This window comes from Streptococcus taoyuanensis (genome assembly GCF_029589235.1).
Lineage (GTDB): Bacteria > Bacillota > Bacilli > Lactobacillales > Streptococcaceae > Streptococcus > Streptococcus taoyuanensis.
In genome coordinates, this window is sequence record NZ_JARQVW010000004.1 from 100348 (window position 1) to 122578 (window position 22231).

Annotated in this window: 20 protein-coding genes; 16 read left to right on the forward strand and 4 right to left on the reverse strand. The window is 42.4% G+C overall.

The features are described 5' to 3' along the window. Positions 1–6: 6 nt before the first annotated feature. The 3 genes from prfB (at position 7) to ftsX (ending at position 2758) form a co-directional block, all read left to right on the forward strand. A protein-coding gene (gene prfB, locus P5Y91_RS04670) for a peptide chain release factor 2 (RefSeq protein ID WP_100209015.1) occupies positions 7–1102 on the forward strand; the annotation gives its coding sequence in 2 pieces (ribosomal slippage) (positions 7–78 and positions 80–1102; 1095 coding nt in all). 44 nt (positions 1103–1146) lie between these two features. Then, on the forward strand, positions 1147–1839 hold the full coding sequence (gene ftsE / locus P5Y91_RS04675) for a cell division ATP-binding protein FtsE (protein ID WP_003008021.1): 693 nt from the start codon (positions 1147–1149) through the stop codon (positions 1837–1839). Then, on the forward strand, positions 1832–2758 hold the full coding sequence (gene ftsX, locus P5Y91_RS04680; protein ID WP_049514653.1) for a permease-like cell division protein FtsX: 927 nt from the start codon (positions 1832–1834) through the stop codon (positions 2756–2758). The genes ftsE and ftsX overlap by 8 nt, the downstream gene beginning before the upstream one ends. Before the next feature lie 69 nt (positions 2759–2827). Here the strand turns inward: ftsX and P5Y91_RS04685 are convergent, their stop codons facing one another. Next, positions 2828–3469 carry an MBL fold metallo-hydrolase gene (locus P5Y91_RS04685; protein ID WP_049475350.1) on the reverse strand — a complete coding sequence of 214 codons (642 nt, stop codon included), beginning with the start codon at positions 3467–3469 and terminating at the stop codon, positions 2828–2830. A 118-nt stretch (positions 3470–3587) separates the two neighbouring features. Between P5Y91_RS04685 and P5Y91_RS04690 the strand changes: the two genes are divergently transcribed. The 9 genes from P5Y91_RS04690 (at position 3588) to P5Y91_RS04730 (ending at position 15241) form a co-directional block, all read left to right on the forward strand. After that, a complete protein-coding gene (locus P5Y91_RS04690; RefSeq protein WP_277839065.1) occupies positions 3588–6041 on the forward strand; it encodes a bifunctional DnaQ family exonuclease/ATP-dependent helicase in 2454 nt (817 codons plus the stop codon). Positions 6042–6045: 4 nt separating this feature from the next. Continuing rightward, positions 6046–7026 (forward strand): YeiH family protein, encoded by a 981-nt coding sequence (locus P5Y91_RS04695; protein WP_070448771.1) that lies wholly within the window; start codon positions 6046–6048, stop codon positions 7024–7026. 33 nt (positions 7027–7059) lie between these two features. After that, entirely contained in the window at positions 7060–8289 is a 1230-nt protein-coding gene (locus P5Y91_RS04700) for an FtsW/RodA/SpoVE family cell cycle protein (RefSeq protein ID WP_118396707.1), read from the forward strand. A gap of 19 nt (positions 8290–8308) precedes the next feature. Further along, positions 8309–8860, forward strand: a complete 552-nt coding sequence (locus tag P5Y91_RS04705) for a DJ-1 family glyoxalase III (RefSeq protein ID WP_125826476.1) — start codon at positions 8309–8311, stop codon at positions 8858–8860. A 164-nt stretch (positions 8861–9024) separates the two neighbouring features. Further along, on the forward strand, positions 9025–9588 hold the full coding sequence (locus P5Y91_RS04710; RefSeq protein WP_049475346.1) for an HAD-IA family hydrolase: 564 nt from the start codon (positions 9025–9027) through the stop codon (positions 9586–9588). A 12-nt stretch (positions 9589–9600) separates the two neighbouring features. Then, positions 9601–11550, forward strand: a complete 1950-nt coding sequence (gene gyrB, locus P5Y91_RS04715) for a DNA topoisomerase (ATP-hydrolyzing) subunit B (protein ID WP_049483373.1) — start codon at positions 9601–9603, stop codon at positions 11548–11550. Positions 11551–11636: 86 nt separating this feature from the next. Then, positions 11637–13361: a septation ring formation regulator EzrA gene (gene ezrA / locus P5Y91_RS04720; RefSeq protein ID WP_277839058.1), complete on the forward strand. Its 1725-nt coding sequence runs from the start codon at positions 11637–11639 to the stop codon at positions 13359–13361. A gap of 111 nt (positions 13362–13472) precedes the next feature. Beyond that, positions 13473–14141 carry a phosphoserine phosphatase SerB gene (gene serB / locus P5Y91_RS04725; protein ID WP_277839060.1) on the forward strand — a complete coding sequence of 223 codons (669 nt, stop codon included), beginning with the start codon at positions 13473–13475 and terminating at the stop codon, positions 14139–14141. Beyond that, positions 14126–15241 (forward strand): glycerate kinase, encoded by a 1116-nt coding sequence (locus tag P5Y91_RS04730; RefSeq protein ID WP_277839061.1) that lies wholly within the window; start codon positions 14126–14128, stop codon positions 15239–15241. The genes serB and P5Y91_RS04730 overlap by 16 nt, the downstream gene beginning before the upstream one ends. Before the next feature lie 42 nt (positions 15242–15283). On the opposite strand, the gene P5Y91_RS04735 is transcribed toward P5Y91_RS04730, so the two are convergent. After that, positions 15284–15736: a DUF1694 domain-containing protein gene (locus P5Y91_RS04735; RefSeq protein WP_277839062.1), complete on the reverse strand. Its 453-nt coding sequence runs from the start codon at positions 15734–15736 to the stop codon at positions 15284–15286. Positions 15737–15947: 211 nt separating this feature from the next. Here P5Y91_RS04735 and eno point away from each other — a divergent pair, with 211 nt between their 5' ends. Then, entirely contained in the window at positions 15948–17252 is a 1305-nt protein-coding gene (gene eno / locus P5Y91_RS04740; protein WP_021153554.1) for a surface-displayed alpha-enolase, read from the forward strand. Between the two features lie 257 nt (positions 17253–17509). On the opposite strand, the gene P5Y91_RS04745 is transcribed toward eno, so the two are convergent. Together P5Y91_RS04745 and P5Y91_RS04750 are read right to left on the reverse strand one after the other, a co-directional pair. Beyond that, positions 17510–17695, reverse strand: a complete 186-nt coding sequence (locus tag P5Y91_RS04745; RefSeq protein ID WP_003002861.1) for a hypothetical protein — start codon at positions 17693–17695, stop codon at positions 17510–17512. A 95-nt stretch (positions 17696–17790) separates the two neighbouring features. Continuing rightward, positions 17791–18801 carry a lactonase family protein gene (locus P5Y91_RS04750; RefSeq protein ID WP_277839063.1) on the reverse strand — a complete coding sequence of 337 codons (1011 nt, stop codon included), beginning with the start codon at positions 18799–18801 and terminating at the stop codon, positions 17791–17793. Positions 18802–18969: 168 nt separating this feature from the next. On the opposite strand from P5Y91_RS04750, the gene P5Y91_RS04755 reads away from it, so the two are divergent. The 3 genes from P5Y91_RS04755 to budA all read left to right on the forward strand — a co-directional run bounded on the left by P5Y91_RS04755 (position 18970) and on the right by budA (position 22153). After that, a complete protein-coding gene (locus P5Y91_RS04755; RefSeq protein WP_070674357.1) occupies positions 18970–20145 on the forward strand; it encodes an AI-2E family transporter in 1176 nt (391 codons plus the stop codon). Beyond that, entirely contained in the window at positions 20135–21364 is a 1230-nt protein-coding gene (locus P5Y91_RS04760) for a tetratricopeptide repeat protein (RefSeq protein WP_277839064.1), read from the forward strand. Before P5Y91_RS04755 ends, P5Y91_RS04760 begins: the two co-directional genes overlap by 11 nt. 72 nt (positions 21365–21436) lie before the next feature. Beyond that, positions 21437–22153: an acetolactate decarboxylase gene (gene budA, locus P5Y91_RS04765; RefSeq protein WP_003007973.1), complete on the forward strand. Its 717-nt coding sequence runs from the start codon at positions 21437–21439 to the stop codon at positions 22151–22153. Positions 22154–22231: the final 78 nt, after the last annotated feature.

The following is a 22231-nucleotide window of genomic DNA, read 5'->3' on the forward strand; positions in this document are numbered from 1 at the left end:
GTACTTATGGACATTTCAGAAATTCGTCAAAAAATTGACGCAAATCGTGAAAAATTAGCTTCTTTCAGGGGGTCTCTTTGACTTAGAGGCATTGGAAGAAGAAATTGCCATTTTAGAAAATAAAATGACAGAACCTGATTTTTGGGATGATAACATTGCTGCGCAAAAGACATCTCAAGAATTAAATGAACTCAAGCAGACCTATGAAAATTTCCATCAAATGGTGGATCTCTTTGATGAGTCAGAAATCTTACTGGACTTTTTGGCAGAAGATGATTCGGTCAAGGAAGAATTGATCGAGAAGTTGGAGGAGCTGGATAAACGTATGACCAGCTATGAGATGACCTTGCTATTGTCTGAACCCTATGACAATAATAATGCCATCTTAGAAATCCACCCAGGTTCAGGAGGGACAGAAGCTCAGGACTGGGGCGACATGCTTCTTCGGATGTATACTCGTTTTGGAAATGCCCACGGCTTTAAAGTTGAAGTCTTGGACTATCAGGCTGGAGATGAGGCTGGAATCAAGTCTGTGACCCTATCCTTTGAAGGGCCACATGCATACGGTCTTCTCAAATCTGAAATGGGGGTACACCGTTTGGTTCGAATCTCTCCATTTGACTCCGCTAAACGTCGTCATACCTCCTTTACATCTGTTGAGGTCATGCCCGAATTAGACGATACCATTGAAGTCGAAGTTCGTGACGATGATATCAAGATGGACACCTTCCGCTCTGGTGGAGCTGGTGGACAAAACGTCAACAAGGTCTCTACAGGGGTGCGCTTGACCCACATTCCGACAGGGATTGTAGTGGCATCCACCGTGGATCGGACCCAATACGGGAACCGTGATCGTGCGATGAAGATGTTGCAAGCTAAACTCTACCAATTAGAGCAAGAGAAAAAAGCAGCAGAGGTGGATTCTCTAAAAGGGGATAAAAAAGAAATCACCTGGGGAAGTCAAATCCGCTCCTATGTTTTTACCCCTTACACGATGGTTAAGGATCACCGGACCAACTACGAAGTAGCGCAGGTGGACAAGGTGATGGATGGAGATATCGATGGCTTTATCGATGCCTACCTTAAATGGCGTCTCCAATAACCTTGAGGGAATCAACCAGAAAAGAATGAAAGGAATTTCATTACATGTCAATGATTGAAATGAAAGATGTTGTCAAAAAGTATGACAACGGGACGACGGCCCTTCGCGGGGTCTCTGTCCAAATTGAACCAGGAGAATTTGCCTACATCGTAGGACCTTCTGGTGCAGGGAAGTCGACCTTTATTCGACTTTTATACCGTGAAGTCAAACACGATAAAGGAAGTTTGAAAGTAGCTGATTTTGATTTGGATAAAATCAAAAAACGCGATATTCCTATGTTGCGACGCAATGTAGGAGTGGTCTTCCAAGATTATAAATTGCTTCCAAAGAAAACCGTTTATGAAAATATTGCCTACGCTATGCAAGTTATCGGTGAGCGCCGTCGCAATATTAAAAAGCGAGTGATGGAAGTTTTGGATCTTGTCGGGTTGAAACACAAGGTCCGCTCATTCCCGAATGAATTGTCCGGTGGCGAGCAACAACGGATTGCGATTGCTCGTGCGATCGTCAACAATCCGAAAGTCTTGATTGCGGATGAGCCAACGGGGAACTTGGACCCAGATAATTCATGGGAAATCATGAATCTTTTGGAGCGGATTAATCTGCAAGGGACCACAGTATTGATGGCGACCCACAATAGCCAGATTGTAAATACTTTACGTCACCGTGTCATCGCGATTGAAAATGGTCGTGTAGTGCGTGATGAAGCGGAAGGAGAGTACGGATACGATGATTAGAAGATTTTTCCGACACTTAATTGAATCGTTTAAAAGCTTGAAACGAAATGGTTGGATGACGATCGCAGCAGTCAGCTCGGTTATGATTACCCTTAGCTTGGTTGCTATTTTCGCCTCTGTTATTGCTAATACTATTAAGCTTTCAGATGATATTCAAAACAGTGTGCGGGTTGTAGTATACATGCGCAAAGATATTCAAGATCAGAGCGAGCAGATTGAACAAGAAGGTCAAACCGTGACCAATGAAAATTACCATAAGGTCTACGATGCTCTGACAGCCATGAAGCATGTCGACAAGGTTGATTTTTCTAGCAAGGAAGAACAGTATGATAAACTGATCAAAACGGCTGGGAACAACTGGAAGATTTTTGATGGAGATGCAAACCCCCTCTACGATGCCTATTATGTAGAGACGACAGCTCCAAAATATGTGAAGCAAGTCTCGGCAGATGCCAAGAAAATTGAAGGGGTCTCTGAAGTCAAAGATGGTGGGGTCGATACCCAACGCTTGTTTGCCCTTGGAACCTTTATTCGAAACTGGGGCTTGATCGGGGTCGCCTTATTGATCTTTATTGCAGTCTTTTTGATTTCAAATACTATTCGGATTACCATCATTTCACGTAGTCGTGAGATTAAGATCATGCGACTGGTAGGAGCAAAGAATGGTTATATTCGTGCACCGTTCCTTTTAGAAGGGGCTTGGATTGGTCTATTGGGAGCAGTGGTTCCATCAGCTTTGGTTTTCTACGTGTATAATGTTGTCTATACATCAATGAATAATAACTTGACAGACCAAAACTTGCATCTTTATAGTCCCCATCTTTTGGTACCGATTATGGTGGGTGGCTTGTTTGGATTGGGGATTTTGATTGGAGCGATCGGTTCGTCAATCTCCATGAGACGTTTTCTTAAGATATAATAAAAAAGCAAGTTCACACTTGCTTTTTTTGTATCTTTTATTAGGACAGGAAGGAGGATACATGATTCTTTAAGATTGTCTAAAGAAGGGATTGAACATCTTCTCGTGACCAATAGAAGTTTCAGGGCCATGACCGGGATAGACGGTATAGGAAGATGGAAGGGTAAAGAGTTCTTCTCTGATACTGCTAAGTAACTGTGCCGCGTTCCCTGTTGGAAGATCGGTCCGTCCAATGGTTTCGCGAAAAAGGGCGTCACCGGATAGAACCAGGTGATCCTCAGGAAAGACGATAGAGACTCCTCCTGCAGAGTGGCCTGGTGTCTCCAGAACATAAAAGTGGAAATCGGCTATTTGGTAATCGGAGCGAATGTCATAAAGGAAGTCGGCCTCCTTGCATACCACATCTTCTAAATCCGCATGACGATCCAAACCAGATAAATTATCGACAGGAGAAGACAACCAACTGGCTTCTGCTGAATGGACATAAACAGGTGGGAAATGATAGGTCTGACGAACCTTTTCAAGACTCATAATGTGATCGTAATGCGTATGGGTTAAAAGAATCGCTACAATTGGTTTTCCGATGCGATCTATTTGTTTTTGAATAGTCGCCCAGTCGCTACCTGGATCGACAAGAATGAGGGAGTGGTCATTTTCAAGGTAGTAGGTATTTTCATAAGCTACAGGATTAACAGTACGATAGATTTTCATAAGGACTCCTTTCTAGAATAGTGTATCAAATTGCAAGGAAAATAACAGGATTGAAGTCAACATGAAAGGAGAAAAAAATCTGCAGAGCTTGCTCAAACGTGATATAATTTTAAGTATTATGACAAGACAGAAACGGAAATATGCCATTGTGGATCTGGAAGCGACCAGTGCTGGAAGCAATGCTAAGATCATTCAGGTTGGGATCGTTATTATCGAGGATGGCCTAATTACCCAATCCTATGAAACAGATGTAAATCCCCATGAACGATTGGATGAGCACATCAAACAATTGACCGGACTAACAGATGCTCGCTTACGCAAAGCACCAGAGTTTGCACAAGTGGCAAAGGAAATTTTTGAATTAATAGAAGATGCCGTCTTTGTGGCCCATAATGTCAAATTTGATGCGAATTTATTGGCAGAAGCCCTTTTTTGGGAGGGATTTGAGTTAACGACCCCTCGGATTGATACGGTTGAATTGTCTCAAGTCTTTTACCCAACTCTAGAACGCTATAATTTGGGGGCGTTAGCATCTGAGCTCGGCATTGACTTGCACCATGCTCACTCCGCCTTGGCAGATGCCATGGCTACGGCCCAATTACTTTTGAAATTGAGAGAAAGAATTGTCGCATTTCCGAGAGGTTTTGTTGAAAATCTCTTATCGATGGCAGATTGTTTGATTTATGAATCGCGACTCTTAATCGAAGATGCGCTTGAAGACAGTACTCTCTTTTTACCCTCCCATTTGAAAGAAGTTCATGGACTCTATTTGCGAAAGCCACAGCAGTTCCTAAAAAGTTACCAGTTATCAGAGCAATTTGATTTCAATATGCAGTTATTAGGAATGGAAGCTTATCCGGAGCAACAACAGTTTGCCTCCTATGTGGAAGAAAGTTTGCAGTACTCCCTCCCAAGTTTTATCGAGGCGCCAACGGGAATTGGGAAGACCTATGCCTATCTGTTAACGCTTTTGGCCAAAACTTCTAAGCGCATTCTTGTGAGTGTTCCAACTAAAATTCTTCAGGATCAAATTATGAAGAAGGAAGGAAAGACCATCCAAGATCTTTTCCAAATTCCCTTTCATAGCCTGAAAAGTCCCAAAGATTACATCCAACTTGATAAATTTTATGAGACCTTACAGAGTGAGTCAGATAATGGGATGATCCGACGTTTTAAAATGCAATTGTTGGTTTGGCTGACCATGACAGAGACTGGAGAGTTGAGTGAAATCGGTCAGCTCTACCGTCATCTCCATTTTGTAGCTGATATTTGCCACGATGGTCAATTGTCGAAACGTTCACTATTTTATCAGGAAGATTTCTGGCGTCTCGGTCAAGAAAAAGTGAAAACTAGCCGGGTGATTCTGACCAATCATGCCTATCTCTTAACCCGTCTGGAAGATGATAAGAGTCTACTTCAAGAATCTGTTCTGGTAGTGGATGAAGCGCAAAAACTCTTCTTTGCTTTAGAGCAGTTTTCACAGAGAGAAGAAACCTTGCAATCTCTTCTTTTTAGCTTGCAACACGCTATTGAAGAGGAAAAAGATCTTCTGCAACGGCGTTTGCTGGAAAGTATTCAATTTGAATTAAATGCCTGCTCTAAGGAAGTTGTACAAGGAAAAACAGCGATCTTATCAGATCAAACAGTGGCAAAAATTCGACAGGATGTATCGGAATTAAAAAACGAATCTCTAGAGAATCTAAGGGAATTGTTTGATGAGCGCTACCAAACCTTTTGGATGGACAAAGAAGTAGTCGAAAGCCACCAGATTCTTCGTCTCCACGGAGGAGTTGAGGACTTGCTATCCTTTAAGGAGTTTGTTCCTGAAGAAGTGCCCGTGCTCTTTGTATCAGCAACGATCGCGATCAGTAAAAAGGTGCATTTACCTGCCCTTTTGGGATACCAAGAGCAGCAAATCTACCGGGTGCCAATAACAGTCAAACAACACCAGGAATTGTTAGTGCCGATAGATTTTCCAGATGTCGTTTCTTTATCTTCTGTGGAGTATGCAGGAGAAATTTGTCAGCTCATCGATGAACTTTTTCCTCTAAGAAAACCAATTTTTCTTTTGTTTACCTCAAAAGAATTGTTACTGGAGACGTCAAACGCCTTGAACTTTCCTCATTTGGCCCAGTATCGAAATGGCGATGCAGCCAATATTAAGCGACGATTTGACCGAGGAGAAAGCTCTATTTTATTGGGAACAGGAAGCTTTTGGGAGGGAGTCGATTTTTCCCAACAAAAAGAAGTGATTCAAATCATCACGCGCCTTCCTTTTGACAACCCTAAAGATTATATGGTTCAAAAGCTGAATACCCAACTCAGAGAACAGGGGAAAAATCCCTTTTATGACTATAGCCTTCCGGTCGCGATTTTAAGGCTCAAACAGGCTATTGGGAGAACCAGCCGTTTTCAAGACCAGGAATCGTTGGTCCTCTTATTGGATCAGCGGGTGGTGACCAAACGATATGGAAAACAAATTTTAGATGGCTTGCAGCAAGTGTTGCCCCTTCACACAACAGTGAGAGAGCGGCTTGTTGAGCAAGCAGCTGACTTTTTTGAAAGGAATTGAGAGAATGAAAAATAAAGGATTTGGACTTGCAATTGCATTTGTACTGGCTCTTTGTGCCATGTTATTGGGAACTTTCTTTCCCATCATTGGCTCCAGTGTCTTTGCTTTGATTTTAGGAATTGTCCTCAATGAATTAGTAGATTTGCCAGAGAATTCACGACCAGGACTGAACTGGTCTGGTAAGAAATTATTGCAGTATTCGATTATCTTCATGGGATTTAGCTTGCCGATTGCGACGGTTGCTTCTACAGGCTTGTCTTCTTTGAAGATTAGTCTGCCAACAATAACAGTTGCCTTTCTTGCAGCGATGATCTTTGGGAAAGTCTTCCATCTGAAATCTCACCTACGGACCTTAATTGGATTTGGAACGGCTATTTGTGGTGGATCTGCTATCGCAGCAGCTGCGCCGATCATTGAAGCAGACGAAGAGGAAATTGCCTTATCTATGTCAACCATCTTCTTCTTCAACATTTTGGCTGTCTTTATCTTTCCAGTATTAGGGCATGTATGGCATATGTCTAATTTTCAATTTGGCCTCTGGTCAGGAACAGCCATTAACGATACGTCATCAGTTGTAGCAGCAGCGTTTTCTTATAGTAAGGCGGCGGGTGAAATGGCTACTATTGTTAAGTTGACACGCGCCCTGATGATTGTACCAGTTTGTTTGGGCTTGATCGGTTTAAAATGGTATCGGAGCAAGCAACAAGGAAGAAACAAAGGAATGTTAAAGAAAATTATTCCTTGGTTCATCATTTGGTTTATTGTGGCTTCTATTCTTTCATCTATCGGCTTGGTACCTAAAGTGGTTCTTCCTTACCTAAAGGACCTTTCTCATCTCTTTATGGCCATGGCCTTGGTCGGAATCGGAAGCAAGGTTTCTTGGAAACAGTTCCGTGCAGCAGGAGCAGCCCCCCTTCTAGTAGGGTTGATTGCTTGGTTTTGTGTAGCAGGATCTAGCTTGATTCTACAAATGTTGTTCTATTAATTAATTTGATGATTCTCACAGAAAGGAACGTGAATGAAGAAACATCATTTTTTGACGATTCACCTGGATTATTCGATCATTGGGATTGTCTTCGCTCTTCTCATGATTGGGATTTTATCTGTTTATGTAGCAGTTTCTCATGACTATCCCCAAATGGTGTGGCCTTTTTTAGGGCAGCAATTGGCCTGGATTGGTGTGGGATGTGTCATTTGCCTGATTGTGACGATTTTTAGCACGAAATTTCTTTGGAAAATCACTCCCTTTCTTTACCTGCTTGGCCTGGCCTTGATGGTTCTTCCCCTTGTGTTTTATAATCCCAACTTGGTAGCTTCAACAGGAGCTAAAAACTGGGTGGCTTATGGGAACATCACCTTATTTCAGCCCTCAGAATTTATGAAGATCCCCTTCATCCTGATGCTGTCACGCTCTATTGTCCGATTCTTGCAAAGAAATAAGGGGCGTGAGCGATTATTACGACAAGATTGGTTTTTGATTCTAGAGTTGACCATCTATACGATTCCGGTCTTTGCCTTATTGGCTCTCCAGCAGGACTTGGGAACGGCCTTAGTATTCTTGGCCATTTTTGCGGGCTTAGTGCTCGTTTCAGGAGTTTCCTGGAAAATTATCTTGCCGGTCATCTTGCTTCTAGCAGGTGGGTTAGCAGGCTTTCTCTTCCTCTTTCTTTCAGAAGGGGGGCGAGCTTTTCTGCACCAGCAAGTAGGGATGCCAACCTATCAGATGAACCGTATTTTAGCCTGGTTAAATCCTTTTGACTATGCACAAACCACCACCTACCAGCAGGCACAAGGACAGCTAGCTATTGCTAGTGGTGGCCTCTTTGGTCAAGGCTTTAATGTCTCCAATTTATTGGTTCCCGTACGGGAAAGCGATATGATTTTTACGGTCGTCGCAGAAGACTTTGGCTTTGTTGGAGCTCTGGTGCTGTTGATTTTATATGTGACCCTGATTTACCGCATTTTAAAAATTACCCTCCAGTCCAATAACCAATTTTATACCTATATTTCCATCGGATTTATCATGATGCTGGTCTTTCATATTTTTGAAAATGTCGGAGCAGTAACGGGTCTTCTCCCTTTGACGGGGATTCCCCTCCCCTTTATCTCACAAGGTGGATCGTCTATTATTAGTAATCTGATTGGTATTGGTCTGGTCCTCTCAATATATAATCATAGTAGCAAAAAGAAAGAGCCAGAAGAAGGGCCTCCAATCCGTAAAAAAGTAGTCCTTAAAAAGGCGCAATAGATAGAAAGAAGGAATGAAAATGAAAAAAGTAGCAACGATTTTAGCAAACGGTTTTGAAGAAATTGAAGCCTTGACCATTGTCGATGTTTTGAGACGTGCTGGGATTGACTGCGACCTCATTGGTATGGAAGAAACAGTCACGGGTTCTCACCAAATTACAGTGGAAGTAGATCGCCTTTGGAATGGAGACCTGTCAGATTATGATGGAATCTTCTTGCCAGGTGGGATGCCAGGAGCAGCGAATTTGAGGGACAATGCAGAATTGATCACAGCCCTTCAGGAAGAAAGTAGCAAAGGAAAAACCATCTCTGCAATTTGTGCTGCCCCCATTGTTTTGGCGCGTGCAGGTCTCTTAAAAGATAAACACTATACGTGTTACGATGGCTTTGAAGAAGAGATTCAAGATGGCCATTATCAGAAAGAAACAGTGGTGAAAGACGGTAATCTTCTCACCAGTCGTGGTCCTTCAACAGCCCTAGCCTTAGCTTATGCCTTGGTGGATCATTTTGGAGGAGATGCCCAAAGCCTTCGGCAAGGAATGCTCTATCAGGACGTCTTTGGAGGTGCATAAAAGGGCTCTTTTGGACACAACGGTTTCTGATGATAGATCATTTTTATAGTGTGAAAAGAGTTTTATTTGATTTAAAATGAAATGACCGTAAAAAATGGCTAAAATCCCCCCTAAATGAGGGTTTTAGCTTATTTTTTTTGTCCATTTGTGGTATAATATTGACTATGAATTATCATGATTTTATATGGGATCTTGGTGGGACGCTATTGGATAATTACGAAACGTCCACAAATGCCTTTGTAGCGACATTGAAGGACTTTCATATCCAAGCCGATCATGATTCTGTTTATGCAGCGTTAAAAATCTCAACACAGGATGCAATCCATACCTTTGCGCCTCATATTCCTAATTTTCGTACGGAATACAAGAAAAAAGAAGCCTTAGGTTTGCAAGATCCGGTTTTATTTGATGGAGCAAAAGAGTTACTAGAAGAGATTCAAGCACATGGAGGACGTCATTTTTTGGTATCTCATCGAGATCGCCAAGTTTTGACCCTTATTGATCAGACGGGCATTGCTCCCTTCTTTACTGAGATTGTAACAGCAGACGAGGGCTTTCCTCGTAAGCCAGATCCAACCTCGATGCTCTATTTGAAAGAAAAATATGGCATTCAAGACGGTCTGGTCATTGGAGATCGTCCGATTGATATAGAAGCTGGGAAGGCGGCAGGGATGACAACTTATTTATTTGATACCATGCCCCACTTACACCAGTTTATATTTGAATAGAAAAGGGAAATTATGACAGAGGATAAACAGCAAGAAATTCAAGCGCAAGAATATGATGCCAGTCAGATTCAGGTCTTGGAAGGACTAGAAGCCGTTCGCATGCGTCCGGGGATGTATATTGGATCTACCTCAAAAGAAGGTCTTCATCATCTGGTCTGGGAAATTGTAGATAACTCGATTGACGAAGCCTTAGCCGGTTTTGCTAGCCATATTGAAGTTTTCATTGAAAAAGACAATTCGATCACGGTTGTCGATGATGGTAGGGGAATTCCAGTGGATATCCAAGAAAAGACGGGTCGACCTGCCGTTGAAACTGTCTTTACCGTGCTCCACGCGGGAGGAAAATTCGGCGGAGGTGGCTACAAGGTTTCTGGTGGTCTTCACGGGGTAGGGTCATCTGTTGTCAATGCCCTTTCCACATCCCTCGATGTTCGCGTCTATAAAAACGGCAGTATCCATTACCAAGAGTATCGTCGTGGACAAGTTGTGGATGATTTGAAAGTCATCGGAGAGACAGATCGGACAGGGACAACTGTTCACTTTATTCCAGATCCAGAAATCTTCACGGAAACGACTGAGTATGATTTTGAAAAATTAAACAAACGGATTCAAGAATTAGCCTTTTTGAATCGTGGTTTGCGTATTTCCCTGACGGATAAGCGCGAAGGCTTAGAGCAGGAAAAGCATTACCACTACGAAGGTGGGATCTCTAGTTACGTCGAATATATCAATGAAAATAAAGATGTCATCTTTGAAACACCCATCTATACAGATGGGGAAATGGATGATATTACAGTTGAAGTAGCTATGCAATATACCACAGGCTACCATGAGACGGTCATGAGTTTTGCCAATAACATTCATACCCATGAAGGTGGGACGCATGAACAGGGCTTCCGTACAGCTCTCACTCGTGTGATCAATGATTACGCTAAGAAAAATAAACTCTTAAAAGAAAACGAAGACAATCTAACTGGGGAAGATGTTCGAGAAGGCCTAACAGCAGTGATCTCTGTTAAACATCCAAATCCACAGTTTGAAGGACAAACCAAGACCAAACTTGGAAATTCAGAAGTTGTTAAGATTACCAATCGACTCTTTAGTGATGCCTTTTCTGATTTCCTTTTGGAAAATCCGCAAATTGCTAAGAAAATCGTCGAAAAAGGGATTTTAGCAGCGAAAGCTCGCGTGGCTGCTAAGCGAGCGCGTGAGGTGACCCGTAAGAAATCAGGGCTTGAGATTTCCAACCTACCTGGTAAATTGGCAGATTGTTCTTCAAATAATCCACAAGAAACAGAACTCTTTATCGTCGAAGGGGATTCAGCCGGTGGATCTGCAAAATCTGGTCGAAATCGGGAATTCCAAGCGATTTTACCAATCCGTGGTAAGATCTTGAACGTTGAAAAAGCAAGTATGGACAAAATTCTAGCCAATGAAGAGATCCGTAGTTTATTTACTGCTATGGGAACTGGATTTGGTGCCGAATTTGATGTTACAAAAGCGCGTTATCAAAAATTAGTGATCATGACCGATGCCGATGTCGATGGCGCTCATATCCGAACCCTTCTGTTGACCTTGATCTATCGCTATATGAAACCAGTCTTGGAAGCGGGATATGTTTACATTGCGCAACCACCAATCTATGGGGTCAAAGTCGGTAGTGAAATCAAAGAATATATCCAACCTGGTGCCAACCAAGAAGCTGAATTAGCTGCAGCTTTGGAACGTTATTCAGAAGGTCGCTCAAAACCAACCATCCAACGCTATAAAGGTCTTGGAGAAATGGATGATCACCAATTATGGGAAACAACCATGAATCCAGAACACCGCTTGATGGCACGAGTATCAGTAGACGATGCTGCGGAAGCAGATAAGATCTTTGATATGTTGATGGGGGACCGCGTGGAACCACGTCGTGAATTTATCGAAGAAAACGCTGAATATAGTACACTCGATGTATAAAATTCACCGAACGCTTCCCATTAATGGATATTTTATGGTATAATTACTAGGATTACGTTCAAGTAATACGATGAAGGAGTTTTTATATGTCTAGTGGACTAATTGTTCTCATCTTTATTGTCGCCCTTATCTTGATTGTAGGATATGTGGTTGCAGTCATTTTGAGAAAACGAAATGAAGCCTTACTGGCAGCACTGGAAGAACGAAAAGAAAAGTTATACAACCTTCCGGTCAACGATGAAGTAGAGGCCGTAAAAAACATGCATTTGATTGGTCAAAGTCAAATTGCATTTCGTGAATGGAATCAAAAATGGGTAGATTTATCCTTAAATTCCTTTGCTGATATTGAAAACAATCTGTTTGAAGCGGAAGGCTATAACAATTCTTTCCGTTTCATGAAGGCTAAACAAGCCATTGACAATATCGAAAGTCAGATCCAATTGATCGACGAAGATATCAAGGCGATTCGGAAAGCCCTTTCTGATCTGGAAGAGCAGGAACAAAAGAATAGCGGTCGTGTGGTTCATGCCTTGGATATGTTTGAAGAACTTCAAAAAGAAGTCACTTCAGACCCAGATCGTTATGGCAGTGCGCTTCCTGAAATTGAAAAACAAATTGGAAATATTCAATCTGAGTTTTCACAATTTGTAACCTTGAATTCTTCAGGTGACCCTGTTGAAGCGGCTGAAATCCTTGATACAGCTGAAAATCATATTGTAGCCTTAAAACAAATTGTTGAGCGAGTGCCAGAAATTGTCACTGCCCTTCAAGCAAAACTTCCTGATCAATTAGAGGATTTGGAAAGTGGCTACCGCAAGCTTTTGGAATCTGGTTACCACTTCACTGAAACAGATATTGAATCTCGTTTCCAACAGTTGCATGCTTCCTTGAAGAACAATATGGCCAATGTATCCGCCCTTGAATTGGACAATGCCATTTACGAAAATGAACAAATTCAAGAAGAAATCGATGCATTGTATCACATCTTTACCCGTGAAATTGAATCACAAAAAATTGTGAAGAAGTTAGTGAAACAACTGCCTGGCTATTTGAAACATGCCAAAGATAACAATAGCAAGCTTGCGGCAGAAGTGGAACGTCTCGGTAAAACATTCGTCTTGAATGAAGCCTTCAGCCAGCAGTTAAAAGAGTTGGAAGCTGAGCTATCTTCACAAGAAAATGTGGTAGAAGATGCCTTGAAAGATTCATCTGAAACACAAAAGGCTTACTCTATCGTAGAAGAAGAATTAGAAGCCATCGAGGCTCGCTTGAAAGAAATCGAAGATGAGCAAATCGGCTTAAGTGATTCTCTTTCAAAAATTGAAAAAGACGATGCCAATGCTCGCCAAAAAGTCAACATCTATGCCAACCGTTTGCATGCCATTAAACGCTATATGGACAAACGGAACTTGCCAGGAATTCCTCAAGAATTCTTAGAAATTTTCTTCACTGCAAGTAACAATACAGAAGCTTTGATGGATGAGTTGGAAGGGGATAAAATCAACATCGAATCAACCAATCGTTTGTTGGAAATCTTGACCAATGATATGAATGAATTGGAAGAAGCGGCGTATCGAATTGTTCAAAATGCGACATTAACAGAACAATTGTTGCAATACTCGAACCGTTACCGTTCATTTGATGATCATGTACAGGCAGCCTTTGATGAGTCCCTTTATATTTTCGAAAGAGAATATGACTATGCGGCTTCCTTCAAAGTCATCTCAGATGCTTTGGAAATGGTAGAAGCTGGTGTAACTGATCGCTTTGTTACTTCCTATGAAAAAACCCGGGAGCAAATTCGCTTCTAATAATAGAAAAATGACCTTTTAGGAGGTCATTTTTTATCTTCAAATCATCATTGAAACTTGAAATTTAAACCCTATTTTTGTATAGTAAGGGAGAAATAAGAAAGGAAAGCGATGAAAGAAGTAACAGGTCTCCTCGTTATGGATGTGGATGGAACCTTGATAAGACAGGAAGGGATTGATCTACTAGCTCAAGAAGCTGGCGTGGGAGAAAAAGTGGCAGAGATTACAGCCCAAGCAATGAATGGGGAGCTGGATTTTGCAGCATCTTTAGAGGCGCGTGTTGCTTTATTGAAGGGATTAGAGACCTCTATCTTTCCGAAAATTTTGGAGCAGATGGAAGTCACACCGGGTGCTGAAAGCTTAATCACGGAACTGCATCAAAGAGGTTACAAGGTTGGCCTTGTTTCCGGGGGATTTCATGAAGTCATTGATCCCATCGCGAGGTCTTTAGGAATTGATCTGGTCCGAGCCAACCGTTTAAAGGTTTCTGATGGCTATTTGACAGGGAAAGTCCTTGGTGGGATAATCACTCCTGAAAGGAAAAAAGAGTCCCTCCTGACCTGGGCGAAAGAAAATCATGTCCCACGAAGTCAGACGATTGCGATGGGAGATGGAGCCAATGATCTTCCGATGATTGAAACAGCCGGTATCGGGATTGCCTTTATGGCCAAGCCAATCGTCGCTGAGCGAGCCCCATATCGTATCGAGAAGAGGGATTTAAGCCTTGTTCTTGAAATTTTAGACCAGCATAGAAAGGAAACAGCATGCATATCCTACTAGCACCGGATTCATTTAAAGAATCCTTATCTGCCAAACAAGTAGCAGAGGCCTTGAAAAAAGGATTTCAAGAGGCTCTACCAGATGTAACTTTTGACCTCCTTCCTATAGGGGATGGTGGCGAAGGCACAATGGAAACCCTAGCTGGAGTTCTAGATGTAACTGAGTACCAAACGCAAGTAACCGGACCATTTGGACAGCCTGTTTCAATGTCTTACTACCTAAAAGATGAGATGGCCTTTTTTGAGATGGCTTCTCTTGTCGGTTTAGGTTCGATTCCAGCTGAAAAACGAAACCCTCTTGAACTGGAAACACGAGGAATTGGTGAACTTATTTTGCAATTGGTTGACCAAGGGGTTAAAACGATCTGTGTGGGAATTGGCGGTTCTGCAACGAATGATGGTGGGATTGGGATGGCTGCTGGACTTGGGGTAGCCTTCTATGATGAACAAGGCCATCTGCTTCGTCCTGTCGGTGCTTCGCTCGGTCGTGTGGCTCGAATAGATACCAGTGCGGTTCCAAAAGCTTTAGAAGACATCGAGCTTCAAGTCTTAACGGATGTAACCAATCCTCTCTGTGGCAGTCAAGGAGCGACCTATATCTTTGGTGGGCAAAAGGGATTGAATCCGCTTCTGTTTCCAGCTGTTGATCAGGCTATGCAGGATTTTTACCAGCTAGCTGATGCACGAATTTTGTCTATGCCTGGCGCCGGAGCTGGAGGTGGCATGGCTGCTGGCTTGGTCGCTTTTGCGGGTGGTCAGATTTCATCAGGAATTGAAAAAAGCCTCGATTTGATTGACTTTGATCACAAAGTACAAAAAGCTGATCTGGTCGTGGTCGGGGAAGGTAGGATGGATCTCCAGTCTCTTTCTGGGAAGGCACCTGTCGGGGTGGCCAAGCGAACACCAGAAAAGATACCAGTGATAGCTATTTGTGGTAGCTTAGCGGAGGATTTGCCTGCTTTTCCTAGTCATCACATTGAAGCTGCCTTCTCTATCGTACCTGGTCCTTGTGAGGTAGCAGATGCACTCGCTCATGCTGAAAGGAATCTGATTTCCTGTGCTCGAAATATTGGGAACCTTTTAAAAATAAAAGCAAACTAAAAAACCAATGGAAAGGAGATGTTCCCTTCCATTGGTTTTTCTTTAGCTAAAGAGACGTTTCCAAAATGATTTCTTTTCTCGACTGGCAGTCTCTTCTTTCTTTTCAAATAAATTTGGATACTGGAGATTCATGTCTGTTGGTGAAATTCCAGATGGGTGGTCAGTATGGATGATGAGACCAAAGGGAGAATGGCGACAGTCATCTGAAACGATGCTTGCCACAAGACCAAGATCCTTGGTTTTTTTCAAATATTGAAGTTGGCTGCTTTCATCCAAGGCAGGCGAAATCTTGACCAGTACAGGTTCAAAGCGTTCTGAAATGTTCGTAAGAATTGAAGAATAGTGCTCCAAATAGAGATTGTCCCTTGCCTCCTCCAAGGTACATGATGCAATCACACGCTCCTCATATGTCTCCAAAAATCGACGCTGTTCATCCGGATTGAACCGAGTAGGACCAGCAGCTTTTTCTAAAATCGTTTTATTAATATCTGTCATAAGTTTAGTATAGCATAAAGCGTAGCAGAAGAGTAGAAGAATGCTAAAAAATTAAATAAGGAGGGGAAATGGCTGAAAATAAGATAGTGGAACCGTTTTCTTGTTAAAAACTTCTCAATTTTCGTAGATTTCCTTGTTTTTTCTTGAAAAAATAGCCTAATTACGATATGATAGAGGAGTAAAAAATATAACTCAATAAGGAGAGTAAGAAATGTCAATTATTACTGATGTTTACGCTCGCGAAGTCCTAGACTCACGCGGTAACCCAACACTTGAAGTAGAAGTATATACTGAATCAGGTGCTCATGGACGTGGTATGGTTCCATCAGGAGCTTCTACTGGTGAACACGAAGCAGTTGAACTTCGTGACGGTGACAAATCTCGTTACGGTGGTCTTGGTACTCAAAAAGCTGTTGACAACGTAAACAACATTATTGCTGAAGCAATCATCGGCTATGATGTACGTGATCAACAAGCTATCGACCGTGCTATGATCGCTCTTGACGGTACTCCTAACAAAGGTAAATTGGGAGCAAACGCAATCCTTGGTGTGTCTATCGCTGTAGCTCGTGCTGCTGCTGACTACCTTGAAATCCCACTTTACAGCTACCTTGGTGGATTCAACACTAAAGTTCTTCCAACTCCAATGATGAACATCATCAATGGTGGATCTCACTCAGATGCTCCAATCGCTTTCCAAGAATTCATGATCGTACCTGCTGGTGCACCTACATTCAAAGAAGCTCTTCGTTGGGGTGCTGAAATCTTCCACGCACTTAAGAAAATCCTTAAAGGTCGTGGTCTTGAAACAGCCGTTGGTGACGAAGGTGGATTTGCTCCTCGTTTCGACGGAACTGAAGATGGTGTAGAAACTATCATCGCTGCTATCGAAGCTGCTGGTTATGTTCCAGGTAAAGACGTATTTATCGGATTTGACTGTGCATCATCAGAATTCTACGATAAAGAACGCAAAGTTTACGATTACACTAAATTCGAAGGTGAAGGAGCTGCTGTCCGCACTGCTGCTGAACAAATCGACTACCTTGAAGAATTGGTAAACAAATACCCAATCATCACTATCGAAGATGGTATGGACGAAAACGACTGGGACGGTTGGAAAGCTCTTACTGAACGTCTTGGTGGTAAAGTTCAATTGGTTGGTGACGACTTCTTCGTAACAAACACTGACTACCTTTCACGTGGTATCGAAGAAAAATGTGCTAACTCTATCCTTATCAAAGTTAACCAAATTGGTACTCTTACTGAAACATTCGATGCTATCGAAATGGCGAAAGAAGCTGGTTACACTGCCGTTGTATCACACCGTTCAGGTGAAACTGAAGATTCAACAATCGCTGACATCGCAGTTGCAACAAACGCAGGACAAATCAAGACTGGTTCACTTTCACGTACAGACCGTATCGCTAAATACAACCAATTGCTTCGTATCGAAGATCAACTTGGTGAAGTAGCTGAATACCGTGGATTGAAATCATTCTACAACCTTAAGAAATAATCTAGTTTACTAGACTAAAAAGATCCTTGAGTTTTCTCAAGGATCTTTTTTTGCGATTGGGGTAAACAAAAATGAGGCTGGGACAAAAGTCCTGGCCTCTCAATTATTTTTGGATTGTCGAGTAAGACGCAGTGGTTGAGTGGGCTCTACTACGCTGATTTCATCAGCTTTTACAGCCCTACTCAACTGTGCGGAGGTGAGACGACGAAATCGAATTCTAACGAATGACCGATTTCTGTCCCACTCTCATCGTCTTATTAGAACAAGCCTTTGATTTTGTCCAAGGCACCGCTGACCATTTCATTTCCAGATACAAGCCCTTTAGCTTGTTCAAGGTAGTCACCGAGGTTGTCTTTGTTGTCATCAACAAATTTCTTTGCAGCGTCGAAATCTTTCTTTTCGATCATTTCTTTCACTTGGTTAAATAAGTCCAATGGATTCATATTAGTGTCTCCTAAAATATAAGTTGTGAAGTCAGGCTCGCACCTTTTTCTCATCTATTTAATCATTTTTTTAGAGGTTTGACAACTAAAACGACTTAATGAAAAACCGTACAAACGGCTTCTGGAACATAGAAGTCGTCGGATAGAAGGGTCAATTTTCCGCTAGCAGAATCTCGTTTGAAGACGGTGGCATTCGGTGAATCTTGATGGGCTGCGATCAAATAGTTTTGATCAGGACTAAGCGTGAAATCACGTGGATTGAGCCCTTGACTTGAAACAATTTCAATGAGTTCTAGGCTACCATCAGCCACAACTTTGAAGACAGCGATGGAATTGTGAGCACGGTTAGATGCATAGAGGAATTTTCCATCAGCTGAGAGCTTGATCGCAGAAGCCCATTTTTGACCATCGTAGTCTGATGGAAGTGTGGAAACAGTTTGGAAGTGTTCGAATTCGCCCATGCCATCATAGAAGAGCACATCAATGGTCGCATTTAATTCAGTTATCAGATAAGCAATCTTATGATGGGGATGAAAGACAAGGTGGCGAGGTCCTGCCCCTGGGGCTGTTTGGTAGTGATGGATGAGGGTTAGTTTTCCTTGATCGCTAACCTCATAAGTATGCAGGCTATCGGTACCCAGATCGCAGGTAATCAAGTACTGATCTGGTGTCAGATCAGCGAAGTGAACATGGGGACTGGCTTGGTTTTCGTGTGGTCCCTTGCCTTCGTGAGTGTCTTGGTCGATGAAGCTCAGCTGGCCGTCGTCTTCTATCTTATATACGAGAACTTGGCCTTTGTGATAGTTGGCTCCATAGATCAGTTGACGCTTGTCATCGACAGAGACATAGCAGAGTGGTGCTCCCTCTTCAACAACGTGATTGAGCGGCTGAAAATCAGCTGTAAAACTTGCGATTCCTCCTTTTCCCTCTTCAGCTCCGACACTGTAGAGGTTGCCTTTTTCAGAAAAAGCGATATAGGTTGGATTGGGCTCAGCTGCCACTAGTTCAAGATGGCTCAATGTCCCTGTTTCAGGGTCAAATTGTGCCTTGTAAATTCCTTTGGATTCTTTTTTGGTATAGGTACCGAAATAAATGGTTTGAGACATAGGACACCTCGTATGATTTGTTAGGTTTATTATATCAAAGGTCCTATTGGAAGGCAATTGCTAGTTGAAAAGGGGAGGGCCTTTCTTTTTTATTTTGCTAGTTTTTTCGTAACTTCAAGCTCAAAAAATGCTAAAATAGAAACAGATTGAAATGAAAAGGAGTTCTCTGTGGATAATAAAGAAAAACAGTTTAGTTTGTCCTGGTTTTTTAGATGGTTTTTAGACAACAAGGCCATTACCGTATTTTTAGTTACCTTGCTGTTGGGCTTGAACCTTTTGGTTTTGAGTAAAATCACCTTTATTTTTATTCCTATTTTTGAGTTTGCAGGAGCAGTCATGCTGCCTGTCATTATTTCTGGTTTGCTCTATTACCTGCTTAACCCCATTGTTGACTTTCTTGAAAGAAAAGGACTCAAGCGGATTTTTGCAATTTCCTTCGTCTTTTTCTTGATTGCAGTGCTCTTAATCTGGGGGCTGGCTGTCGTGATTCCAGCTGTCCAACGACAAGTGGTGAGTTTCTTTCATAACCTGCCAACTTATTTGGAGAAGGCCAATGCAACCATCGACGATTTTCTAGACAATCGCGTTTCCTCAGATATCAAACCTCAGTTGGATGAGATCACCAAGGAATTGTCTGCAAATATTACTACTTGGGCTAGTTCGATCTCTGGGCGGGCGGTCAATTGGGTCAGTAACTTGATCGGAGTTGCTTCGCAAGTCATTGTGGCCTTGATCATCATGCCTTTTATTGTCTTTTATCTTCTGCGAGATGGAAAAAATTTAAAGGGTCACATTGTTCGCTTCTTACCGACTAAGATTCGTAAATCGGCTGAACAAGTTCTCTCAGATGTCAATACCCAGCTCTCCAATTATGTTCGAGGGCAAATTACGGTAGCCATTGTCGTCGCCATTATGTTTATCCTCTTCTTTAAGATCATTGGCTTGCGTTATGCGGTGACACTTGGGATCTCTGCGGGGATCTTGAATTTAATCCCTTACTTGGGTAGTTTCTTAGCCATGTTACCTGCTTTAGTCTTAGGATTGGTAGCAGGACCAGAGATGTTTATCAAGGTCTTGATTGTATTTGCAGTGGAGCAAACCATTGAAGGACGTTTCGTATCTCCTTTGGTTTTGGGAAGTCAGTTAAATATCCATCCGATTACCATTTTATTTGTGCTCTTGACGTCAGGATCTATGTTTGGAATCTGGGGAGTTTTCCTTGGTATTCCGGTCTATGCGTCTGCTAAGGTCGTTATTGGAGCTATCTTTGAATGGTATAAGGTCGTTAGTGGCTTGTATGAAGAACACAATGAAGTAGAAGAGGAAACACAGAGTGAGTCATAGTCAACAAATGGTAGAGGCTCTTGATCAGCAAGAGCTAGAAGAAGCAGAAGTTCAATTTCAAAAGGCCTTGTTAGAAGATAGTGAAGCGCAACTATTGGATTTGGGTCAATATCTTGAAAGTATCGGTTTTTACCCTCAGGCAAAAGAGGTTTATGAACAGATTGCAGAAACCTATCCAGAAGTATATCTGAGTTTGGCAACCATCCTTGCAGAGGAAGGCCAAACGGAAGAGGCCTTTGCTTATTTAGAAGAAATTGGACCTGAATCAAACTGGTATGTGGCCAGTCTCTTGGTTAAGGCGGATCTCTATCAGATGGAAAGCTTAGCAGATGTGGCGCGTGAAAAATTAGTTGAAGCTGCTCATTTGTCTGATGATCCGATCATTCAATTAGGGCTAGCTGAAATTGATCTGGAATTGGAACGCTACCAAGAGGCTATCCAAGAGTATGCCCAGTTAGACAATCGGGAGATTTTAGAAGCAACAGGAATTTCCACCTATCAACGAATTGGGTTTGCCTATGCCAATCTTGGTAAGTTTGAAGCAGCTGTTCCTTTCTTAGAGAAAGCTCTGGAGATTGAATTTGATGACCAGATTGCTTACGAATTAGCGACCTTATTGTCTGACCAAGAAGAATTCCAAAAAGCCCTGATCTACTACAAACAAATTGATACCTTGTCGCCTGATTTTGAGGGCTATGAGTACGGTTATGCCTTGGCTTTACAGGCTGAAAATGACCGTGAAAAAGCGCTTGAGATTGCTAAACAAGGGATCCAGAAGAATCCATTTGATGCCCAATTGAAGCTCCTTGCTTCTCAGCTTTCCTATGAACTCCACCAGCCTGAGCAAGCAGAAGCTTATCTATTAGAGGCTAAAGAAGTGGCAGATGATCTCGAAGAGATTGCTCTTCGCCTGACCACCCTTTATTTGGAACAGGAACGCTTTGACCAAGTCTTGGATTGGCAAAATGAAGAAGTCGAAACGGTTGTCACCCGTTGGAACATTGCCCGTGCCTTGGCTGCCTTGGAGAAAACAGAAGAGGCCGTCTCAGCCTACCAAGAGCTCTATGAAGATTTAAAGGACAACCCAGAATTCCTCGAAGCCTATGTTTATTTGTTGCGTGAGGCTGGAGATGTGACGAAGGCGCGTGAAGTGGCTAATCAGTATTTGGCAATCGTACCAGACGATGTGCAGATGCAAACCCTCTATGATAGCCTCTAATCAAAACCATATCGTGAAGATTCGGAATAGTTTGTGGTATACTGGTAGAAGATAGAATGAGGAGAGAAAAACATGGAACCAGTGAAACTTTTTCAATACAATACCTTAGGTGCCCTAATGGCGGGTCTGTACGGGGGTTCATTTACGATTGGAGAACTCTTGGAACACGGAGATCTAGGAGTTGGGACGCTAGATTCTATTGATGGAGAGTTGATCGTATTAGATGGTAAGGCATATCAGGCCAAGGGATCAGGGGACCATCCTGAAATAGTCGAAGTTTCTCCGGATGCCAAGGTTCCTTATGCAGCAGTCGTCCCTCACCAAGCAGAAGTGATTTTCCGCCAACGTTTTGAAATGACAGACGAGGAATTGGAAGCCCGTATTGAGTCTTATTATGATGGGGAAAATCTTTTCCGCTCCATTAAGATTCATGGTGACTTTGCCAAGATGCATGTCCGTATGATTCCAAAATCAACACCTGAGATGAAGTTTGCAGAGGTTGCCACCCATCAGCCAGAGTATACACGAGAAAATGTTACTGGAACCATCGTCGGTTTTTGGACACCAGAAATTTTCCATGGCGTGAGCGTGGCTGGTTATCATTTGCACTTTATTTCAGATGACCACACCTTTGGTGGCCATGTCATGGATTTTGTCATCACAGAAGGGATTGTAGAGGTGGGGGCCATCGATCAGCTGGATCAACGTTTCCCAGTTCAAGACCGTCAGTACCTCTTTGCCAAATTCAATGTTGATGAGGTCAAAGAAGACATTAATAAAGCAGAATAAAAAGAGGCTGGGACAAAAGTCCTAGCCTCTCAATTATTTTTGGATTGTCGAGCAAGACGCAGTGGTTGAGTGGGCTCT